The sequence below is a fragment of the Paenibacillus sp. 22594 genome (genome assembly GCF_052044425.1).
Lineage (GTDB): Bacteria > Bacillota > Bacilli > Paenibacillales > Paenibacillaceae > Paenibacillus_AQ.
In genome coordinates this window covers 1077039-1094885 of record NZ_JBQENA010000001.1, presented here as the reverse complement: position 1 = coordinate 1094885, position 17847 = coordinate 1077039, and the positions used below count along the sequence as shown (strand labels likewise).

The window sequence follows — 17847 nt, the reverse complement described above, 5'->3', positions numbered from 1 at the left end:
ACTGTCCTTTCATGGGGTCATTCACGCACCGACAGCGGTAAACTGCTTCATAGCCTGGCGGCGAACGAGCTCGTTCAATCCGAACGTAATAAGCACTGCTATGGCCTGCATACCTACAGCTTGCTGTATGGACAGCTCAAGGCCTCCAAGAGAATAATGGCCGGTGAATACCATTGCCGGCAGGTAAGCCATGTACTGAAATGGCAGAAAGAACTGGATCACCTGCAACGAGTGCGGAAAAAAATCAAGCGGAATAAGTGCGCCCGAAAAAATACCCGACACCAGCATAAACGCGCTTCGAATTCCGCCCGACTGGACAAGCCAAAATGAAGTCAGGCCAATCATGTAGTTCACATAAAAATTCATTAGAAAGGCAAGCAGCACCGACAGAAAAGTCCAGGGAAGGCTTGCGGGACGCATATCTACTCCAAAGATAAAAATAAAGATCAGAAGACACGGTAAAATTTCAAACAGGAAGCCTAAAGACCGATGGCCGATTTTCTGAAATAATGCGAACGAACGGTGATGAATCGGGCGCAAATGAAAGGTGAGAAATTTACCGGTGCGGACAAGCATGGATAAGTTCCAATCGGCAAAATCCATGATGAGGTAACCGATAAGCGCAGTAGCGCCAAAGTAGCGGATCATCTGGGGGAGAGTCATGCCGCCGAGTGAAGAATGATCTCCATATACCGCCGTCCAGATGAAATATTGCACCATAAAATATACAGGGCCGACGATAACGGACACCATAGAATGAGTGCGGTAAGCACTCCACTCTTTGTAGGTTACGCCCGCTACCATCCGGCAAATAAGCCAATTGTGCTTCAAGCTGTTCATTAGATCAGTCCTGACCAAATGATATTGGTTACATTAAACAATCCTTCCGCGTACCAATTATCACCGACAAAAGGCACAAACCATACGGCAGCGAGCTGTTCTGTGGGGTCAATGGCCATGCAGCAGGCCCCCGCACCTTCATGGAAATAGCTGGTCTCCGAGTAGAGGAAGGCAGGGCCTCTTCTCATATCGAGACCAATACCGTAGCTCCGGTCTTTGACATCATTACCCCAGCAGTAATCGGGAACCCCGTACAGGGTGCGGGTTGTGATTTTTTCGACTGCTTTGCGGCCGATAATACGGGTATCGCCCAGCGTTCCCATGCCCAGGAGCATATTGGCGAACCGGATGAGGTCGGCGGGTGTAGAGGCCAGGCCTCCACCGGTTTTGGAAACCGTATCCCACAGCTTTTCCTCCTGTGAGAATTCAGGCTGATTGCCGTTGATTAGATCGCTTAGCCGTTTTTCATATCGCTCATTTCTAATAATCGCACGTTTGGCCAAATCGGGAGTCAGTTCCCAAACCGTGTCATTCATGCCAAGAGGCTCCAATATATGCTTTTCTATGTATTGCTCAGCGGTAATACCGGTCACTTTCTTGATGATTTCTCCAAGTATGCAGAAACCGAAGGAGCAGTATTGCCATTCCTCGCCTACTTTTTTATTGACCCCGCAACTCAGAGCAGCGGTAATCCAGTCCAGATCGCCATCTTCAGAGTTATATTTTTCAAAATACTCACCGATGAACTCCCAATAAGATTTATGATAGGGAATGCTCCCCGCACAGTCTGGAAACAAACCAGAGGTATGGGTCAGAAGGCTATAGATATCGATTTTATCAAACGGGGCCACATTAAACGGTTCAAGTATGGCGCCAACCGGGATGTCAAACCGGAGAATTCCGTCCTCCACAAGCTTAGCGATAGCTACTGAGGCAACGGCTTTGGTAATGGACGCGATATTATGAACAGTTGTTGGTAAAAGCGGGTCTGCCCTATCTTCCCGGAAAGAAAGCGGTCCCATAGCCCCGTGCATAAATGTCTTTCCATACCTGGAGACGCAGTAAGATGCAGCCTGGATCTTTTTTTGATCGATCAGGGTCTGGAAATGGGCATTCAAAATCTTAATTCTTGAAGTGTCGTAACCTGCCTCTGCCGGTGAGCAGTCGGTAACTCCTGGTGTATACAGCATATGATATGTGCCTCCTTATCTATTTTTACGCATGCTAAGATGACCGCTCTATCTAAGCGCTCTCAAAATGACTACGTTAAGTATATTTCCAAGGTATGGATGTTACAACAGAGAGTTTGTTTTATAACCAAACTTGCCCAAGTAGATAAGCCCCGAAGCGGATGGGTTTATGACGATCGTCAATTATCATATGACGGTCTATTTTTATATATTTATTTCAGAAAATAAATCAGTCCTATAAGGAGTGGAAAGTGTGCATAACGAAAAGGAAGTACAGCAATACAGTGTCAGAAAAATAGTAGGCTTGTGGGCTTTGGTTGCTTTGCCGATGCTAGTCTTCCGCTTTATCTTGATGCCGGTTTTGGTGCCGAGGGTCAGCATCCATCCGGGTATACTCTATTGGCTATTCATGATTGTGGGTATGATCTGGCAATTTGTCCTATCTGTCATAATCTTGAGAAGAGAATTGGGTCCATTGACTTGGGAGAAGCTGAAGCAGCGATTATGGCTAAATCATCCTGTGCATCCGAAAACCTTCAAAATCTATAAGCTTGCATACTCCTTCACGATTCCTGTTATTCTTTATGCTTTTTTCTTTGAAGGTTCAGGGTTGTTCTCGTTTATGGGAGACACAATCAACCGGTATCTCCCGGCGTTGGCTCCTGAGAATTACGCGGTAATCCAGAATCTGGCAGTTCCTGAATTTGAAGGTGCCTGGTATCTGCTCGGTATTGCTCTTGTCAGCTGTCTGTTTAATTATTTGCTTGGGGAAGAGCTGTTTTTCCGTGGTATACTGTTGCCCAAGATGAAGGGTGCATTCGGAAAATGGGATTGGGCTATGAACGGTGTATTATTTGCTGCCTACCACCTTCACAAAATATCAGAGATCCCTTTGTTTATCATCGGATCGCTCTTTTATGGGTTCTTAAACGTTAGATATCGCAGTTTTTGGCCGTCCGTCATCATTCATGGGGTAGAGGCCATTCCATTGCTTTTAGGGGTTACTGCAATTATTCTAGGATTGCAGTGAGGTAAGACATGTCTTAAGGATGGGGGAGTTCATGAATATTTCAGTCGTTCACACCCTAAGCAATACAAAAGTGTCGAGAATTTTTTTTTACGGGCTGGCATGCGCATATGTGTTATTGCTGTTACTTTATGTAGTGATCACTCCATTTAAGGGTATAACGGCTGTTGCGGTTCTGATCGGGCTCTATTTTGTAAGACATTTGAAAAGCGTGTTGAATCATCCCAAGTATCGTCATATAGCAGCTATATCCCCGTTTGTTGAAATTGTTCTGCTCTTTCTGTTGTTCTTGCGCAGCGGCACAGAAATAGAGAGAATCGTCTTCGTTCTATTCGTTGCGGATCTCCTGCTTCACTACAAATCATGGTACGCTTTTCCATTTGCTTATGGAGGATTTGTGGCATATCTGGTATTGTGGCCGGCGAACGGAGCGGAGCTGTGGCAGCAGGTAATTGATATTCTAAGTTATTCGTGTCTGGTTATTCCAATCTGGAGCACTAAGCTCCTGCTTAATCAAAGGGAAATGAGCCTTCGGTTGAACGAGGCTTTGCTGCAGGAAGCGAGGACGAGGGAGGAAATGGCAGCTTTAAAAGAAAGAACCCGTATTGCGGAAGAGGTCCATGATACGGTGGGACATACATTAACAACTGCGATCGTTGCCCTTGAAGGCGCCCAACTGCTCTTTGACCGGCAGCCGGAGGAAGCCCGCCGTAAGATAACTGTTGCCCGCGAACAGATGAAACACGGGCTCGGCAATATCCGTCAGGTCGTCAGAACCTTAAAAACAGCAGACGGAACTGCAGGCGGCTTGGGACTAAAAGATGGAATAGAGCAGATCATAGCCGATACAGCCAAGCAGACAGGAGTTTATTTTATTTTCCATTATAGGGTGGCAATCCGTCTCATTTCCCTTCAGGAGTATGTCGTGATCAACTTCATCAAGGAATCGATCACCAATGCGCTAAGACATGGCCAAGCCACCAGAATTGAAATATCAATCCTGGAGCAGCAAAATACAATTCAAATAAAAGTAAAGGATAATGGAAAGGGCTGTGATTTGGTCAATTATGGCTTTGGTCTGAAAACGATGCAGGATAGAATAGAGGCTATCGGAGGTCAGCTGAATGTGCACAGCAAGCCAATGAATGGGTTTGCACTCGATGTCCGCATACCTGTTGCAAAGGGGGATGGTTAATGGACAGGGATCGCAAAATAAGTGTCATGCTTGTAGATGATCAGAAGATCATGCTCGAAGGTCTTGAGACATTGATATCTGTAAGATCGGAGATGGAGATCGTGGAGTCCGCTCAATCCGGAGAAGAAGCCATTGAACGGCTTCGTTCGGTGGTTCCGGATGTCATCCTGATGGATATCCGGATGCCAGGCATGGGAGGCGTAAAGGCGACCCAAACTATAAAAGAACTCTATCCCCGGGTAATAATAATTATTTTGACGACCTTCGATGATGATGCCTATATTATAGAAGCATTAAGCCATGGCGCTTCTGGATATCTGTTAAAAGACATCGACGGGGAGAAGCTTATCCAATCCATATATGAAGCACTCTCGGGAAATTTGCTGCTCACCGGTAAAGTGGCACACAAGCTAGCCCTTAATATACGCAATAATAACAAAGGGATTGAGAAAAAGGTTGCTGAACTAGACCTGACCCCAAGAGAGCTTGACCTGGTAAGGTTGCTTGTACAAGGTTATAATTCAAGAGAAATTGCTGACACATTATTTTTAACTCAAGGAACGGTTAAGAACTATTTAAGTGACATTTATGCAAAGATCGGTACCAATGACCGGGCTAAGGCTGTTTTGTTACTAAAAAAGTATCTATCTCCATGAGTGCAGATACAGTGATAATACACAAGAAACGGCAGAGATGCTGTTTTTTTGTTTGCGTATTTGTTCCCCCAATGGAAGACGCCAACGGAATAGCTGGCCGGGAGCGGGGAATAATGCACGATATAGGTCTGGAAATGAAGTTATTCGCTTTCAGAGCTATAGCTTCATGATAATATCAGACAAGGGGAGGAGATATAATAGGACAGGCTTATCACTGGGGAGAGGCATAACCGTTATAATTTCGTGACAGGAAGGAATAGAATTTTTACTATGAATAATACGAAGCCGCTTAAAAAAACTGTAACATTCTTTGAAGCACTGGCCCTTGTAATAGGGATGATTATCGGTTCAGGGATTTTTCTGAAGCCGGGTATTGTGCTCAATAATGCCGGTACACCATGGATGAGTATCTTGGCCTGGGGGGTTGGCGGAATCATTACCCTGGCTTCGGCGCTAAGCGTAGCTGAAATCGCCGCTGCCATTCCGAAGTCTGGAGGACTATATACGTATCTGGGAGAACTATACGGCGGGGTATTCGGTTATTTGCTGGGCTGGGTGCAGGCTGTAATCTCCTATCCGGCTTCGGTGGCAGCCCTGGCGATTGCCTTTGCCACATATTCCGGCTATTTTTTGCCGCTGAATCACTGGCAGCAGAAGCTGCTGGCTGTTTCGATTCTGGCGTTTATTCTTATTATGAACGTCATTGCAACCAAATTCGGCGGGATCATCCAGACGGTTGCAACGGTTGGCAAGCTGATTCCGGTGGCGGGAATTGTAGGGGTGGGTTTATTCTCGAATTTGGCTCCAGGCTTTGGAGGGATAGGGGCTTCGGCAGCGGGGGCCGGCTTTGGCGCAGCTGTTCTGGGCACACTCTGGGCATACGACGGCTGGATCGGTGTGACGAATATGGCAGGAGAGATTAAGGACCCGGCCAAGACGCTGCCAAAAGTCATTTCCATTGGAGTTGTTTTTGTGATTGCCGTTTATGTGTTATTCAATATTGCCATATTTCAGATACTGCCTTACGACCAGATCATTTCTTCCCAGACTCCAGGGGCGGATGCGGCAGAGGCATTGTTCGGCAGCGGCGGTGGGGCTTTTATTACTGCGGGTATTATTGTGTCCGTGCTCGGTGCGCTGAATGGTTATTTGATGACTGCTGCACGGGTACCTCAGGCGATGGGGGAGAAGAACCAGATTCCTTTCTCACGGGTGCTCCGCAGCATCCATCCCAAATTTCAGACCCCGGCCAATGCACTACTCTTTCAAAGTGTGCTCGCGGTCATCTATATTTTCTCGGGGACCTTTGATACACTGACGGATTTGCTGGTGTTTGTGTTGTGGATTTTCTTTACCATGGGTGTGTTTGGAGTATTTATTTTGCGTAAAAAAATGCCGCTGGAAAAAGGACGGTACCGTGCGCCGTTCTACCCGGTTACTCCTATCATAGGCGTGGCAGGCGGAATATATATTCTAGGCAGCACGATTATCAGTGATCCGCTGCGCTCTATTATAGGAATTGGCATAACACTGGCCGGACTCCCAGTCTACTATGTGCTGTCCCGCAAAAACCGATCGTAGGGAGTTTCTTTTATATCGTAGGAAAGACCGCACTTCATTGGTAGAAGGCGGTCTATTTCTTTTTAACCACTGCACTAGATGTGCTCCGCTAGCTGTACCTCGAAGCCATCCGGGTCCAGTACATACAAAAACCTCAGGTGAGGATTGGGCATGATCGGTCCGCGTGCTAACGGGATACCCTGGCTCTTCAAATGATCGATTGCCTCATCCAGCGACACCACCTCGAAACCAACAGAGACACCGCACTCGGGCTTCAGAATCGTCTCATCTCCCTGAATCAGTTCGATCTTAGGCTGTCCCTCTCCTGTACCTAACATGACAATTTGTCTTCCTCTGCTCTCAAACCTGCGTTCAACCGGTAGGCCTAGAACCCTGTGATAAAAGTCGAGAGAAGTCTCCAGATCGCGTACCCTCAGCGTAATCCAATTCAGGCTCAATTTCATAGATTTATATTCCCCCCTTCATTTCAACAAGACGTATAAGGATGTCGATCTCTTGAACATAGGTTCAATCATAAGATTATTTGACCCGTTTGTAAAATTGTATGTTGACGGTAAGAATGCTGGAGTTTATTTTATATCCAAGACCCGGGTCAAATACCATCCGTCAATGATATAGATTGCTTGAAGCAAAGGAGCTATAAGAAATGATTGATTTTGAGTGGTACAGGAGCTTTTGCATGATCTATAAGTACAACTCTGTGTCCGAAGCAGCAAAAGTGCGGATGATGACGCAACCGGCAATGAGCCAGCACTTGGCCTCCTTGGAAGCTGAGGTGGGTGAAGTGTTATTCAATAGAACTTCGCGGAAAATTGTTCCAACGGAACGGGGGAAGCAGCTATATTCACAGCTGGCTCCGCTTATCGAATCGCTCGAGGAGACCACGGTGAATTTTAAAATGGCTTCCTTACCTTCGCTCACCTTTATTAAATTAGGCACGGCGCATGAATTTTATACTGAAAAAGTACTTCCTCAGCTGCATAAATCCAATAGCTCGGTCATTTCAAATTTGGGAACCGCCGATCAACTGTTGGAGCTGCTGAAGGAAGATAAATTAGACCTCATTGTAACTTCGCAAAAAGTTCCTACCCCAGGTATTGAGTATCAGTCTTTTATGGATGAAGAATTTGTTATTGTTGCCCCTATGCATTACAAGATACCGGATATAGTTAGTCTGGAGCATAGTGAAAGTTGGCTCTCATCGCAAAACTGGATTAGCTATGGGCTTGATTTACCTATAATCAGAAGGATTTGGAGAGAGCACTTTAAGAAACGCCCTGTAATCAGGCCGATCCATATCATTCCTAATCTGCATATGATTCTAAAGGCTATCGAGAATGGAATGGGTCTTAGTGTGCTTCCAACCTATCTGTTAAGAAATCTGGATGAAGAGAAAATAAAAGTTCTTTTTCCGGAATTAAGAGTGAACAATGAGTTGTTTTTCGCCTATAAACTAAAAGATAAACAACTGCCACAGATTCATGAGATGATGACAATCATACGCGAAAGTGAGTAGAGAGAACGGCTAGTATTTATTCAATCTATAAATATATTTATGTATAATCTACTATTTCATAATTTGTTTTATACTATTAACGGAATTAGAATGAAGGAGGCAGAAAAATAGTGTATTGGAGGCAATTATAATGGCAAAAAAAGTGTTGATCGTCGTAACTAATCATACGGAAATTCATGCAGGCAAACCGACTGGTATTTGGTTGTCCGAATTTGCCGAAGCCTATATGGGATTTACTAACCAAGGGTATGAGATTTTAGTGGCAAGCCCGCTTGGAGGTAAAGCACCAGTCGATCCTGGTAGTGTGGATGAGAATACACCCAAGGAAATTTTGGATGCCGAAAAATATCTGGAGAACACAACAAAGCTTGATGAAGTATCCGCCGAGGGCTTTAATGCTATTTTCTTACCGGGTGGTCACGGAACAATGTACGATCTGCCTGATAATCAGGCCCTTCAGAAATTACTGCGTGATTTCTATGAAGCAGACAAGATTGTAGCTGCCGTATGTCACGGGCCAGCAGGGCTGGTTGGAGCTACTTTGTCTTCTGGTCAACCGCTTGTGGCCGGTAAACGTGTAAATGCTTTTACAGATCGTGAGGAGGCGGATACGACGCTCGATAAACATCTGCCGTTCCTGCTTGAAAGCAAGCTTCGTGACCTAGGTGCTATCTATGTGGCTGCGCCGAATTGGACTTCTCATTACGAGGTGGATGGCAACCTGATTACGGGTCAAAATCCGCAGTCAACAGTAGCGGTCACCCAAGCAGTTATCGCTAAGCTGGGCTAATTCAGACCATTAGGTTTACAACTGCGTCAAGCTTAAAAACGACCCCTGAGCTGTAAAAAGCCCAGGGGTCGTCCTATTTCTCCCTTAAGTAATAGATGCTTCGTAGATGGCTTGGGTGGATCGTGCGAGCATGGTGCTAAACTCTTCGTCGGTTTGCTGATCGCTGAGCCCTTGTGATAATGCCCGGGAGAAGCTGGCAATCAGTCCATGGTTACGGGCCAGCTTGTCATTGGCCTCTGATTGGGTGTAGCCGCCTGACAAAGCAACGACCCGTACCACATGCGGATCTTCAATGAAATCACTGTAGAAATTGTCCTCTGTCGGTATGGAAAGTTTAAGCATAACCTTCACGTCTTTATCCAGAGCGGCTAGTTGGGTAGAGATCTCTTGTTTTAAAAGCTTCTCCGCTTGTTGTTTATCCTTACTATGGATATCCACTTCCGGTTCGATAATCGGCACCAGGCCAACACTGGCGATTTGGCGGGCGATGGCAAACTGCTGTTCTACAACTTTTTGTATGCCGGCCGGGTACGCTTCCTTAATCAGTGAGCGCATCTTGGTTCCAAATATATTTTTCTGGACAGCGCGCTTCAGAAGGTCATCCAGACCGGGAATGGGTTTCATGAGCTGAACCCCGTTTTCAGGCTCGGCCAGGCCCTGGTCGATTTTTAAAAAAGGCACAATGCCTTTCTGATCCCAAAGATAATCGGCAGTGGCTTGTCCGTCAATGAAACGATCCATCGTGTTCTCAAAAAGTATAGCTCCCAAAATGTGCTCGGAATTAAACGCCGGGCTCTTGATAATACGTGTTCTCATCTCGTGCACCAATGCAAACATCTCTTCTTCATTGGAATAGCGGTCTTCCTGAATGCCATATTGCAGCAGAGCTTTTGGAGTACTTCCTCCGCTTTGATCCAAGGCTGCAATAAAACCTTTTCCTGTGTGAATCCGGTCCAATTGTTTCGTATTCATGAATGTGTCCCCTTTCCTTCTTAAAGTGAATGGCAGTGGTGTGCAATCATGTATAGTTTAGTTAGAATAAACGAACAATGCAAACTAGAGAATGAGGTATGAATGCCAATATGATATGGGAGTTGAATTCATTTGAGTATCGATTTGATCTGCACAATAGGCCCGGCTAGTTCCTCCCCCGCTGTTCTTAAGGAATTACTCCTGAGCGGTATGACCATCGCACGGCTGAATTTGTCCCATGGGAGCCATGAAGAGCATGGACGGGTTATTGAAGTATTGAGAGCCGCCGCCGCCGAATCGGGCCAGTCCGTGCGGATTATGGGTGACCTGCAGGGACCGAAAATCCGTCTGAAGAGCGTGAAGGGGGAGTCCGTTCGATTAGAGGAGGGCCACACATTTATCCTTGATCAGTCAGACGAACCGGGAGGGCAGGAGCGGGCAGCGCTCGATCAACCTGTCGTGATGGAGGATATTGTACAAGGTGCTTCCATCTTGATCAATGACGGTGAAGTGAAGCTTGAGGTGACGGATAAGCATCCGGGAAGGATTACTACAAAGGTTATCGTTGGTGGAACGATCGGCAGCCATAAAGGCGTCAACCTTCCGGGAACGAAAATCCGCTTGCCGGCCATTACTGAAAAAGACAAACAGGATCTTGAGTTCCTGCTGGAGCATCATGTGGATTGGATCGCTTGTTCTTTTATCCGGGAGGCATCGCATCTGGAGGAAATTCGGGCGTATGTTGCTGGACTGGGGAAATATAGCCAGCCGGGCCTTGTTTCCAAAATCGAAACCGTTCAAGCGATACAGAATTTCTCATCCATTATGGAAGCATCCGACGGTATCATGATTGCGCGCGGAGATCTTGGCGTAGAGCTGCCTTTTGAGCGAATACCCTTCATTCAGAAAGCCATTCTTCGCGAGTGCAAGCAATCAAAGACCTATGTAATCACTGCTACCCAAATGCTGCAATCCATGGTCGAACATCCGGTTCCAACACGTGCAGAGGTAACCGATGTCTCTCAGGCGGTAATCGACGGGACTGATGCTGTGATGCTGTCAGCAGAAAGCTCTGTGGGCGATTATCCGGTGCAGAGCACAAGAGTCCTGAATACGGTCGCCAAATTTGCAGAGAACATGCGGGAGCAAGGGGAGAGCGGTTATGAGCTGGGGGAGCTATCCACAGAGTCCCCGTTTGATAATCTTTATAAGAAAACTGCAGTGAATAACCGGACGGACTAAATGGACGCCCCGAGTTTATACATAATAACCCAACTCGTATTCCAAAGTGACAACAATGTCACGATCCCGCTCATGCTTATCATCTGAATCGCACGACAGTATGGGTTCCGGGCCATACAATTAGTGTGTTGGAACGGCTTGTTCGTTCTGATTGGGTTAACCCCAAATTTTAGAGAAGCAAGGAGAGGATTAGGTTTGAACCAGAATAGGAAACGAATACGCCGTATGTGCAGCTGCCTAACCGCTGTGCTGATGCTGAGTTTTGCCGGGGAAGCAGGGGCTGCGACGCAGCAATCTCAACCTGACTCGCCGGCCTCCGTCCAGCAGAATGCGTTATCCGGCAGGAATTCCAAGGGGGATTATACCGGCGGACCTCAGGATCCGAAGGAAGTAAAGGCATTTCTCGACGCTTTTTTTGCCCGGGATGCAGTTAAGGGAAAAGCCGGGAATGCTGCGGTATCCATTGTTCAGGGCAGTAAAGTGCTTTTGTCCAAAAACTACGGGATTTCAGCTCCAGCATTGAAGCCGGAGGAAGCGGGGATGAAGGATACATTTCGGATCGGCTCCATCTCCAAAGTATTCACGGCTGCGGCCATTATGCAGCTTGTCGATCAGGGAAAACTCTCCCTTCAGGACAATATTGAAAAATACCTGGACGGTTACAAGGTGACGAATCCATTCGATACCCCTGTAACGATAGAGAATCTGTTAACGCATACCACAGGATTTGAAGTACGTGAACCTTCGGATGCCAGCTATTTGACCGACCCTTCCCAGCAGCCAGTATCCTTAAAAGAAAGCATCTTCGACGTGTTCCCCCCAGTGATCCGCAAACCGGGAACGGCCTATATGTATGATAATTTCGCTTCGCGGCTGCAAGGTTATATTGTCCAGCAGGTAAGCGGAGAACCTTTCGGGAGTTATATGCAAAAGCATTTGTTTGGCCCGCTCGGCATGAACTCAAGCAGCTTTGGCATGACTAAGGATTTGACCCGGAGGCTTGTCCCTTCTTACGACGAATCGGGCAGCCCTATCCCGGTGTATGGTTTTTCACCCAGTGAATGGCCGGAGGGTAGCATGCTATCCAGCGCTTCCGATATGGCGCTTTTTATGACAGCATTTCTGAACGGGGGGCGGGCGGCGAATGGTACGGTAATTCTGTCTCCTGAATCGGTAAAGGCCATGTCTGCCTATCAGATGGCCATCCATCCTGACTTGCCGGATACGACCTACGGCTTCGAATCGCCAGTGATTCCGTCCAAGACAAATGGTGAGCTTGTGATCTCCAAAGGTGGCGATATTCTGGGCTATAGTTCGCTGCTGTGGCTCCTTCCCGACCGGAAGACAGGTGTTTTTGTCTCGTATAATACCAATCAGGATTTGCGCAACGACCTGTTTACCGCATTTATGGATCATTATTATGCGAAGGGCGAACCCACTTACGAAACCAAGGGGGGCAAGTCGCAGTCCGTTGATACCCTTGCTAAATTCGCAGGGTTATACTCCGATTTACGGATCAAGTTAATGACCAGGGTCGAAGTGACCGGCAATGGCACGCTGAAGGTTAGCGACGTTTTTGGCAGCCACACGCTGCAGCAGGTTGACGATCTGTTATTCTTGGATGGCGAGGGCAATCCGCTTGCATTCCAGATGGATGCTGACGGCCGTATCACTTATATGAAATATACTAATCTGTACAGCTATGCAGCGAAAATACCGGTGCAACTATCCACCTTCCCGGATGTTAGTGCAGATCATCCCTATGCGGGCTATATTCTCAGCCTGAAGTCACTCGGCTTCTTGACAGATGATTTGACTCAGCCGTTCCAGCCGCTTCAATCCGTCAGCCGCGGAGCATTCATTCATGCCTTCAATGCGATGTGGAGCATTCCCGGATCCTCTAACCCGGACCTCTTCAAGGACACGGAACATTCTGAGTATCGAAAAGATATCCAAGCCGCTGTTGAGGCCGGCATGTTGACTGGGACGGGTAACGGGTTATTTGAACCGGACCGTCCGATTCTCCGGGAGGAGGCCGCGGCTATTTGTTACCGCTTGCTGACAGTAACTGGAATCCGTGTGCCGGATTCTGCGGTGGTACTGGCGCCAGGCACATCGAAATGGGCTGTGGATGCCGTCCGTTCTGTGGTAGCCTGGAAGCTTCACGGGCCTGAGGTAACAGAAGTGGATGGTGTGTTCGATTACGGCTCTCAGCGGGCAATTAACAAGCAGGAGCTGGCCGCACTGATGTTCACGATGCTGCTTCCTTAATGGTATGATGGGGGAAGCACGGGACCCCAGGAAGGATTGAACTGCTATGAATCTTAATATTTTTATTATAGAAGATGATGCGGCGATTTTTCGTGCACTTAAGGACAGATTAGAGCAATGGTCTTTTCATGTAACCGGACCGGAACGGTACGATGATGTGATGTCCACCTATATTCAAGTACAGCCCCAACTGGTCATTATTGATATCCAGCTCCCGATGTATGACGGATTTCACTGGTGCCGTGAGATCCGGGCGGTGTCGAAAGTACCGATACTCTTCCTGTCCTCGCGGGATCATCCTATGGATATGGTGATGGCGATGAACATGGGGGCGGATGATTATATCCAAAAGCCGTTTCATATGGACGTCCTGCTGGCACATATTAAAGCAATTCTCCGCCGGACCTATGATTACAGAGAAGAAACGGACGATCTGATGGAATGGAACGGCACGATCCTTGATATGAAACGCGGTCTGCTCCGTAAGGAGGGGCAAGACGTAATCCTGACCAAGAACGAATTTTTCATTCTGGTTGTGCTTGTCAAAGCCAAGGATAAAGTCATCTCACGCCAGGATCTGATCCGCAAGCTGTGGGATGATGAACACTTTGTCAACGACAATACACTGACAGCGAATATTACCCGGCTTCGTCAAAAACTTGCGATTTTTCATCTGGAAGAAGCGATTGTTACGAAAAAAGGGCTGGGTTATATGGCGGCTACGCTATGAAGGGAATCCCCTTGCTGCTCCGCTATTTGAATGACAGAAAAAGCTGGATCCTTTTTTATCTGCTTTCATTGTTGTTTGTGGATTTGCTGATCTGGATAGATACTGGCATTGCCATCAGACATGATTCGCTGCTGTATTTAAATCTGCTGCTGATTCTGGCCATGGCAGTGTTCCTGGGATGGCGTTTCCGAAAAGAAACGAAGCATGCGCAGGCTCTGGCGTTACTGGCTGAAGAGATCCATGAGGGCTGGGTTGAAGCACTGCCGTCTGCCCATTTTCTTCAGGAGAACGCTGCTAATCAATTGCTTCGGGTAGTGGAACGCTGGTATATGCATAAGCTTTCGGACAACCAGACAACTCAGGCCGTGGAGCAAGATTATATAGCGGCATGGGTGCATGAGGTAAAGACGCCGCTGACTGCAGTGAAGTTAATGCTCGATGCCAACAGGGAGAATCCCGCACTTCGTCAAATCGAACCGGAATGGCTGCGTGTCCATTTGCTGATTGACCAGCAGTTATACATTTCGCGATTGCCGTCACTGGAGTCGGATTATGTGCTGGAGGAGACAGGTATTCAGCGGCTTGCCGCGAAGGAACTCCGCGAGCTTGCTTCCTGGTGTGTGGAGAAAAATATAGCTGCCGGGTTTGAAGGGGAAGAAATTCGGGTCAGAACGGACAGCAAATGGTGCCGCTTTATTATCCGCCAATTGTTGACGAATGCGGTCAAGTATAGCCCGGAGGGTGGTATGATCCATCTGTCGACTAAGCTTACACCTGAGGGACAGGTCAGGCTGACGATAAGAGATGAAGGACCGGGCATCGCCCCGCACGACTTGCCGCGTGTCTTCGATAAAGGCTTTACAGGAGGAAATGGACGAATGTACAATGCGGCCACTGGAATGGGTCTCTATTTAGCCCAAACGGTTGCGTCCAAAATTGGGATTGCATTAACGGTCCAATCAGTCCCTCCTCCGGGGACTGTAGTGCAGATGACTTTTACGGCCATCAACGCATTTGAATCCGTACGTACATTAACAGATATACCAAATGATAAAATTGTCACTTAAGGCTTCCTCGTTGTCATCTGATCCGGGCGACGGGAGAAGCCTTTTTCTCTACAATGAAAGGGATATCAGAGCAGGGAGTTGTCATGATGAGTCAAAATCATATACTGAAAACCGTGTTACAAGCGCAGCAAGTCCGTAAATCTTTTGGTGCCAGAGGCAATGTCCAGCAGGTGCTGAAGGGCATAGATCTTCGTGTAGTGGAAGGAGAATTTGTCGGAATTATGGGGCCGTCAGGGTCGGGTAAATCGACGTTGATCAATGTCCTGGCTACGATCGATACCGCTACGGAAGGGCGAATATTCGTCGAAGAGACAGAGATTTCAAGAATGAACCGTGCCGAATTATCTGCTTTCCGCCGCCAGAAGCTCGGCTTCATCTTTCAGGATTACAATCTGCTGGACACCTTGACTGTAAAAGAGAATGTCCTGCTGCCCGTCTCACTCGGAAGGATGAAGAAGACAGCGGTGGAGGCAGAATATCAGGAAATTGCCGCTCAGCTTGGCATTGGTGAGATTGCCCACAAATATCCGCATGAAATTTCCGGCGGTCAGCGTCAGCGTACATCAGCGGCACGGGCGCTGATCCACCGGCCGTCCATTGTATTTGCGGATGAACCGACAGGTGCACTTGATTCCAAAGCAGCCTCAACTCTGTTGGGGATGATCGAGACCATTAACCGGCAACGCAGTACTACGGTCATGATGGTGACTCATGATCCTGTAGCCTCCAGCTATTGCAGCCGGGTCGTGTTTTTGAAGGATGGCATCCTGTATTCCGAATTGTATCGCGGCAATAAGACGCGGCAAACGTTTTTCAAAGAGATATTGAATGTCCAGGCTGTGCTCGGGGGGGATCATGTTGACACTGTTTGAGCTCCTGATCCGAGGCATGCGCAAAAATATTAAATACTATTACCTGTATTACTTTGCACTTATTTTCAGTACTGGCTTATATTTCGTGTTTGCTTCATTACAAAATGACTCAACGGTCATGGCGGCGTCCTCCGCAGATATTCAGTTTTCTACCGTGTTCAATGCGGCCGGAGTACTGGTGGTTATGATCGTGGTCATATTCATGGTCTACGCCAACAGCCTTTTTCTAAAAAGGCGCAGCAGGGAAATCGGTCTGTATCAGCTGGTAGGGCTGACGCAGCACGCGGTAGGGCGGTTGCTCATTATGGAGCATGCTCTGCTTGGGGTGGGGGCGCTTTGGATCGGGATCGCTGGCGGCGCGCTCTTTTCAAGGCTATTTGTGCTCATTTTGATGAAATTGACCGGTATTCAAAGTGAGGTCGCATTATCGTTCTCCAGTAAAGCAGCCGTACAGACGATCATTGTATTTGCTATACTCATAAGCCTGACCTTGATCCAAACCCTATTCAAAGTCTACCGTACCACGCTGCTCGATCTATTCAATGCTGACCGGCAGGGTGATCAGCCCAAACAGCCGAAGACGTTCCTGTCCGCCCTGATGGGAATGCTCGGGATTATACTGATCGTGCTGGGCTACCTGCTCTCCAGTCAAACCTTGGGACAACATCTGTTTCTGCAAATGCTCGTTATTCTCGGCTTGACCATACTCGGGACGTACCTGTTGTTTCGCGTGACAATCGGCTGGTTATTCTACCGGTTCCGTAAGGAGAAGAACGGCCAGCTCGGACTGTATAACAGCTTGTCGCTAGCCCCGATGATGCATCGTATGAAAGGCAATGCAAGCTCACTGACACTGATTACCGTACTATCCGCGATGACCCTAACGATGGTGGCTATCTCTTATTCGCTGTACTATTCGGCTGAGGGCGAGTCCCGCGCCATGCTCCCCTACGATTTTATTTTTGAAAATAAGGAACAGGAGGCCAAGTCCTTTCAAGAGGAGCTTGAAAAAGCAGGCTACTCCTATGCTTACCAGCCCGTTGAGGCGGTCCGGCTGATGGGCAGATCCCTCAAAGGGGAAGGGGATGGAAAGGAGATATTGCTGCTTACTGCTGAGCAACTCCAGGCAAGTGGTGCTGATATTCCCGTGCCCCGCCAGGGTGAGGGCATCTTTTACAACGGTTTGAGGAAGGGGTTAAGCGGGGTGGACACGGGGCTGTTACCTCCAACACTGGATCTGGGCGCACCCGGCGGATGCCTGGCTATCAGCCTGATCCGGGGGGAGGACCGCTATGCTATGAATTACAGCGTACATGGACGTCAGCTGGTAGTATCGCTGGCGACGATAAGGATGATTCATGAGCAAACGCAGATCTCAAAAGAGTATGAGGATGTCCGCTTTGATACCTACCGGATGTCTGATAAGAAGCAGCGTGCTGCGGCATCTGCGCTCTATGCGAAATATATCAGCGAAGAAGAGTTCAGTCCGGATTTCGATGCTTATTATAAGGAGACGCTCCGCAAATTCGGGCTGATCATTTTCATCACCGCTTTTCTGGGGCTGATTTTCCTGATTTTCACTGGCAGTATCCTGTATTTCAAACAGATGACAGAAGCAGAGCAGGAGCGGAAGAGCTATACAATACTACGGCAGCTTGGGTTCGGAGAACGCGAGATAATGGGCGGTATCGTCCGGAAGCAGATGCTGGTATTTGCATTGCCACTGCTGGTCGGACTGCTGCATTCCATCTTCGCTGTTAAAGCGGCTTCTGCGCTCAGCCTGTCCGATCTCACCTTCCCGGCCGCGGTTGCCATGATAACCTACACGCTGATCTACTTCGTGTTCGCTGTGCTTACTGTTGGTTATTATCACCGCATTGTGAAAGCTGCGCTCTAGC

The 17847-nt window shown here is 47.8% G+C and carries 16 protein-coding genes; 12 read left to right on the top strand and 4 right to left on the bottom strand.

All coding sequences use genetic code 11. From position 1 onward, the window contains the following. Positions 1-21 precede the first annotated feature (21 nt). Complete coding sequence (locus tag ACTJKB_RS05100; RefSeq protein WP_440832220.1) at positions 22-840, bottom strand: ABC transporter permease; 819 nt, start codon at positions 838-840, stop codon at positions 22-24. Next, the gene (locus ACTJKB_RS05095; protein ID WP_440832219.1) at positions 840-2030 is read right to left on the bottom strand and encodes a serine hydrolase domain-containing protein; all 1191 of its coding nucleotides are present in this window, start codon (positions 2028-2030) and stop codon (positions 840-842) included. The genes ACTJKB_RS05100 and ACTJKB_RS05095 overlap by 1 nt, the downstream gene beginning before the upstream one ends. Before the next feature lie 253 nt (positions 2031-2283). Here ACTJKB_RS05095 and ACTJKB_RS05090 point away from each other — a divergent pair, with 253 nt between their 5' ends. From ACTJKB_RS05090 to ACTJKB_RS05075, 4 genes are all read left to right on the top strand, one after another. After that, positions 2284-3060, top strand: coding sequence for a lysostaphin resistance A-like protein (locus tag ACTJKB_RS05090; RefSeq protein ID WP_440832217.1), 777 nt, complete (start codon positions 2284-2286; stop codon positions 3058-3060). Positions 3061-3175: 115 nt separating this feature from the next. After that, positions 3176-4252, top strand: a complete 1077-nt coding sequence (locus ACTJKB_RS05085; RefSeq protein ID WP_440832216.1) for a sensor histidine kinase — start codon at positions 3176-3178, stop codon at positions 4250-4252. Continuing rightward, a complete protein-coding gene (locus ACTJKB_RS05080; protein ID WP_440832214.1) occupies positions 4252-4908 on the top strand; it encodes a response regulator in 657 nt (218 codons plus the stop codon). Before ACTJKB_RS05085 ends, ACTJKB_RS05080 begins: the two co-directional genes overlap by 1 nt. Positions 4909-5178: 270 nt before the next feature. Next, on the top strand, positions 5179-6489 hold the full coding sequence (locus ACTJKB_RS05075) for an APC family permease (protein ID WP_440832212.1): 1311 nt from the start codon (positions 5179-5181) through the stop codon (positions 6487-6489). A 74-nt stretch (positions 6490-6563) separates the two neighbouring features. Here the strand turns inward: ACTJKB_RS05075 and ACTJKB_RS05070 are convergent, their stop codons facing one another. After that, positions 6564-6932, bottom strand: coding sequence for a VOC family protein (locus ACTJKB_RS05070; RefSeq protein ID WP_440832210.1), 369 nt, complete (start codon positions 6930-6932; stop codon positions 6564-6566). 203 nt (positions 6933-7135) lie between these two features. Here ACTJKB_RS05070 and ACTJKB_RS05065 point away from each other — a divergent pair, with 203 nt between their 5' ends. Both ACTJKB_RS05065 and ACTJKB_RS05060 read left to right on the top strand, forming a co-directional pair. Continuing rightward, positions 7136-8005 (top strand): LysR family transcriptional regulator, encoded by an 870-nt coding sequence (locus ACTJKB_RS05065; RefSeq protein ID WP_440832208.1) that lies wholly within the window; start codon positions 7136-7138, stop codon positions 8003-8005. Positions 8006-8135: 130 nt separating this feature from the next. Further along, on the top strand, positions 8136-8795 hold the full coding sequence (locus ACTJKB_RS05060) for a type 1 glutamine amidotransferase domain-containing protein (RefSeq protein WP_074108909.1): 660 nt from the start codon (positions 8136-8138) through the stop codon (positions 8793-8795). An 84-nt stretch (positions 8796-8879) separates the two neighbouring features. On the opposite strand, the gene ACTJKB_RS05055 is transcribed toward ACTJKB_RS05060, so the two are convergent. After that, positions 8880-9767, bottom strand: a complete 888-nt coding sequence (locus tag ACTJKB_RS05055) for a fructose bisphosphate aldolase (RefSeq protein WP_440832205.1) — start codon at positions 9765-9767, stop codon at positions 8880-8882. A 132-nt stretch (positions 9768-9899) separates the two neighbouring features. Here ACTJKB_RS05055 and pyk point away from each other — a divergent pair, with 132 nt between their 5' ends. From pyk to ACTJKB_RS05025, 6 genes are all read left to right on the top strand, one after another. Next, positions 9900-11009, top strand: a complete 1110-nt coding sequence (gene pyk / locus ACTJKB_RS05050) for a pyruvate kinase (RefSeq protein ID WP_440832203.1) — start codon at positions 9900-9902, stop codon at positions 11007-11009. Between the two features lie 195 nt (positions 11010-11204). After that, positions 11205-13280: a serine hydrolase gene (locus tag ACTJKB_RS05045; RefSeq protein ID WP_440832201.1), complete on the top strand. Its 2076-nt coding sequence runs from the start codon at positions 11205-11207 to the stop codon at positions 13278-13280. A 46-nt stretch (positions 13281-13326) separates the two neighbouring features. Continuing rightward, positions 13327-14010, top strand: a complete 684-nt coding sequence (locus tag ACTJKB_RS05040; protein WP_440832199.1) for a response regulator transcription factor — start codon at positions 13327-13329, stop codon at positions 14008-14010. After that, positions 14007-15077 carry a sensor histidine kinase gene (locus tag ACTJKB_RS05035; RefSeq protein WP_440832197.1) on the top strand — a complete coding sequence of 357 codons (1071 nt, stop codon included), beginning with the start codon at positions 14007-14009 and terminating at the stop codon, positions 15075-15077. The genes ACTJKB_RS05040 and ACTJKB_RS05035 overlap by 4 nt, the downstream gene beginning before the upstream one ends. Before the next feature lie 86 nt (positions 15078-15163). Beyond that, a complete protein-coding gene (locus ACTJKB_RS05030; RefSeq protein ID WP_440832195.1) occupies positions 15164-15949 on the top strand; it encodes an ABC transporter ATP-binding protein in 786 nt (261 codons plus the stop codon). Between the two features lie 16 nt (positions 15950-15965). Further along, the gene (locus ACTJKB_RS05025; protein WP_440832193.1) at positions 15966-17846 is read left to right on the top strand and encodes an FtsX-like permease family protein; all 1881 of its coding nucleotides are present in this window, start codon (positions 15966-15968) and stop codon (positions 17844-17846) included. The last annotated feature ends 1 nt before the right edge of the window (position 17847 follow it).

Coding starts and splice junctions, on each gene's coding strand:
- ACTJKB_RS05100 (WP_440832220.1), bottom strand. CDS start 840: ATGAACAGCTTGAAGCACAATTGGCTTATTTGCCGGATGGTAGCGGGC.
- ACTJKB_RS05095 (WP_440832219.1), bottom strand. CDS start 2,030: ATGCTGTATACACCAGGAGTTACCGACTGCTCACCGGCAGAGGCAGGT.
- ACTJKB_RS05080 (WP_440832214.1), top strand. CDS start 4,252: ATGGACAGGGATCGCAAAATAAGTGTCATGCTTGTAGATGATCAGAAG.
- ACTJKB_RS05075 (WP_440832212.1), top strand. CDS start 5,179: ATGAATAATACGAAGCCGCTTAAAAAAACTGTAACATTCTTTGAAGCA.
- ACTJKB_RS05070 (WP_440832210.1), bottom strand. CDS start 6,932: ATGAAATTGAGCCTGAATTGGATTACGCTGAGGGTACGCGATCTGGAG.
- ACTJKB_RS05065 (WP_440832208.1), top strand. CDS start 7,136: ATGATTGATTTTGAGTGGTACAGGAGCTTTTGCATGATCTATAAGTAC.
- ACTJKB_RS05060 (WP_074108909.1), top strand. CDS start 8,136: ATGGCAAAAAAAGTGTTGATCGTCGTAACTAATCATACGGAAATTCAT.
- ACTJKB_RS05055 (WP_440832205.1), bottom strand. CDS start 9,767: ATGAATACGAAACAATTGGACCGGATTCACACAGGAAAAGGTTTTATT.
- ACTJKB_RS05040 (WP_440832199.1), top strand. CDS start 13,327: ATGAATCTTAATATTTTTATTATAGAAGATGATGCGGCGATTTTTCGT.
- ACTJKB_RS05035 (WP_440832197.1), top strand. CDS start 14,007: ATGAAGGGAATCCCCTTGCTGCTCCGCTATTTGAATGACAGAAAAAGC.
- ACTJKB_RS05030 (WP_440832195.1), top strand. CDS start 15,164: ATGAGTCAAAATCATATACTGAAAACCGTGTTACAAGCGCAGCAAGTC.
- ACTJKB_RS05025 (WP_440832193.1), top strand. CDS start 15,966: ATGCGCAAAAATATTAAATACTATTACCTGTATTACTTTGCACTTATT.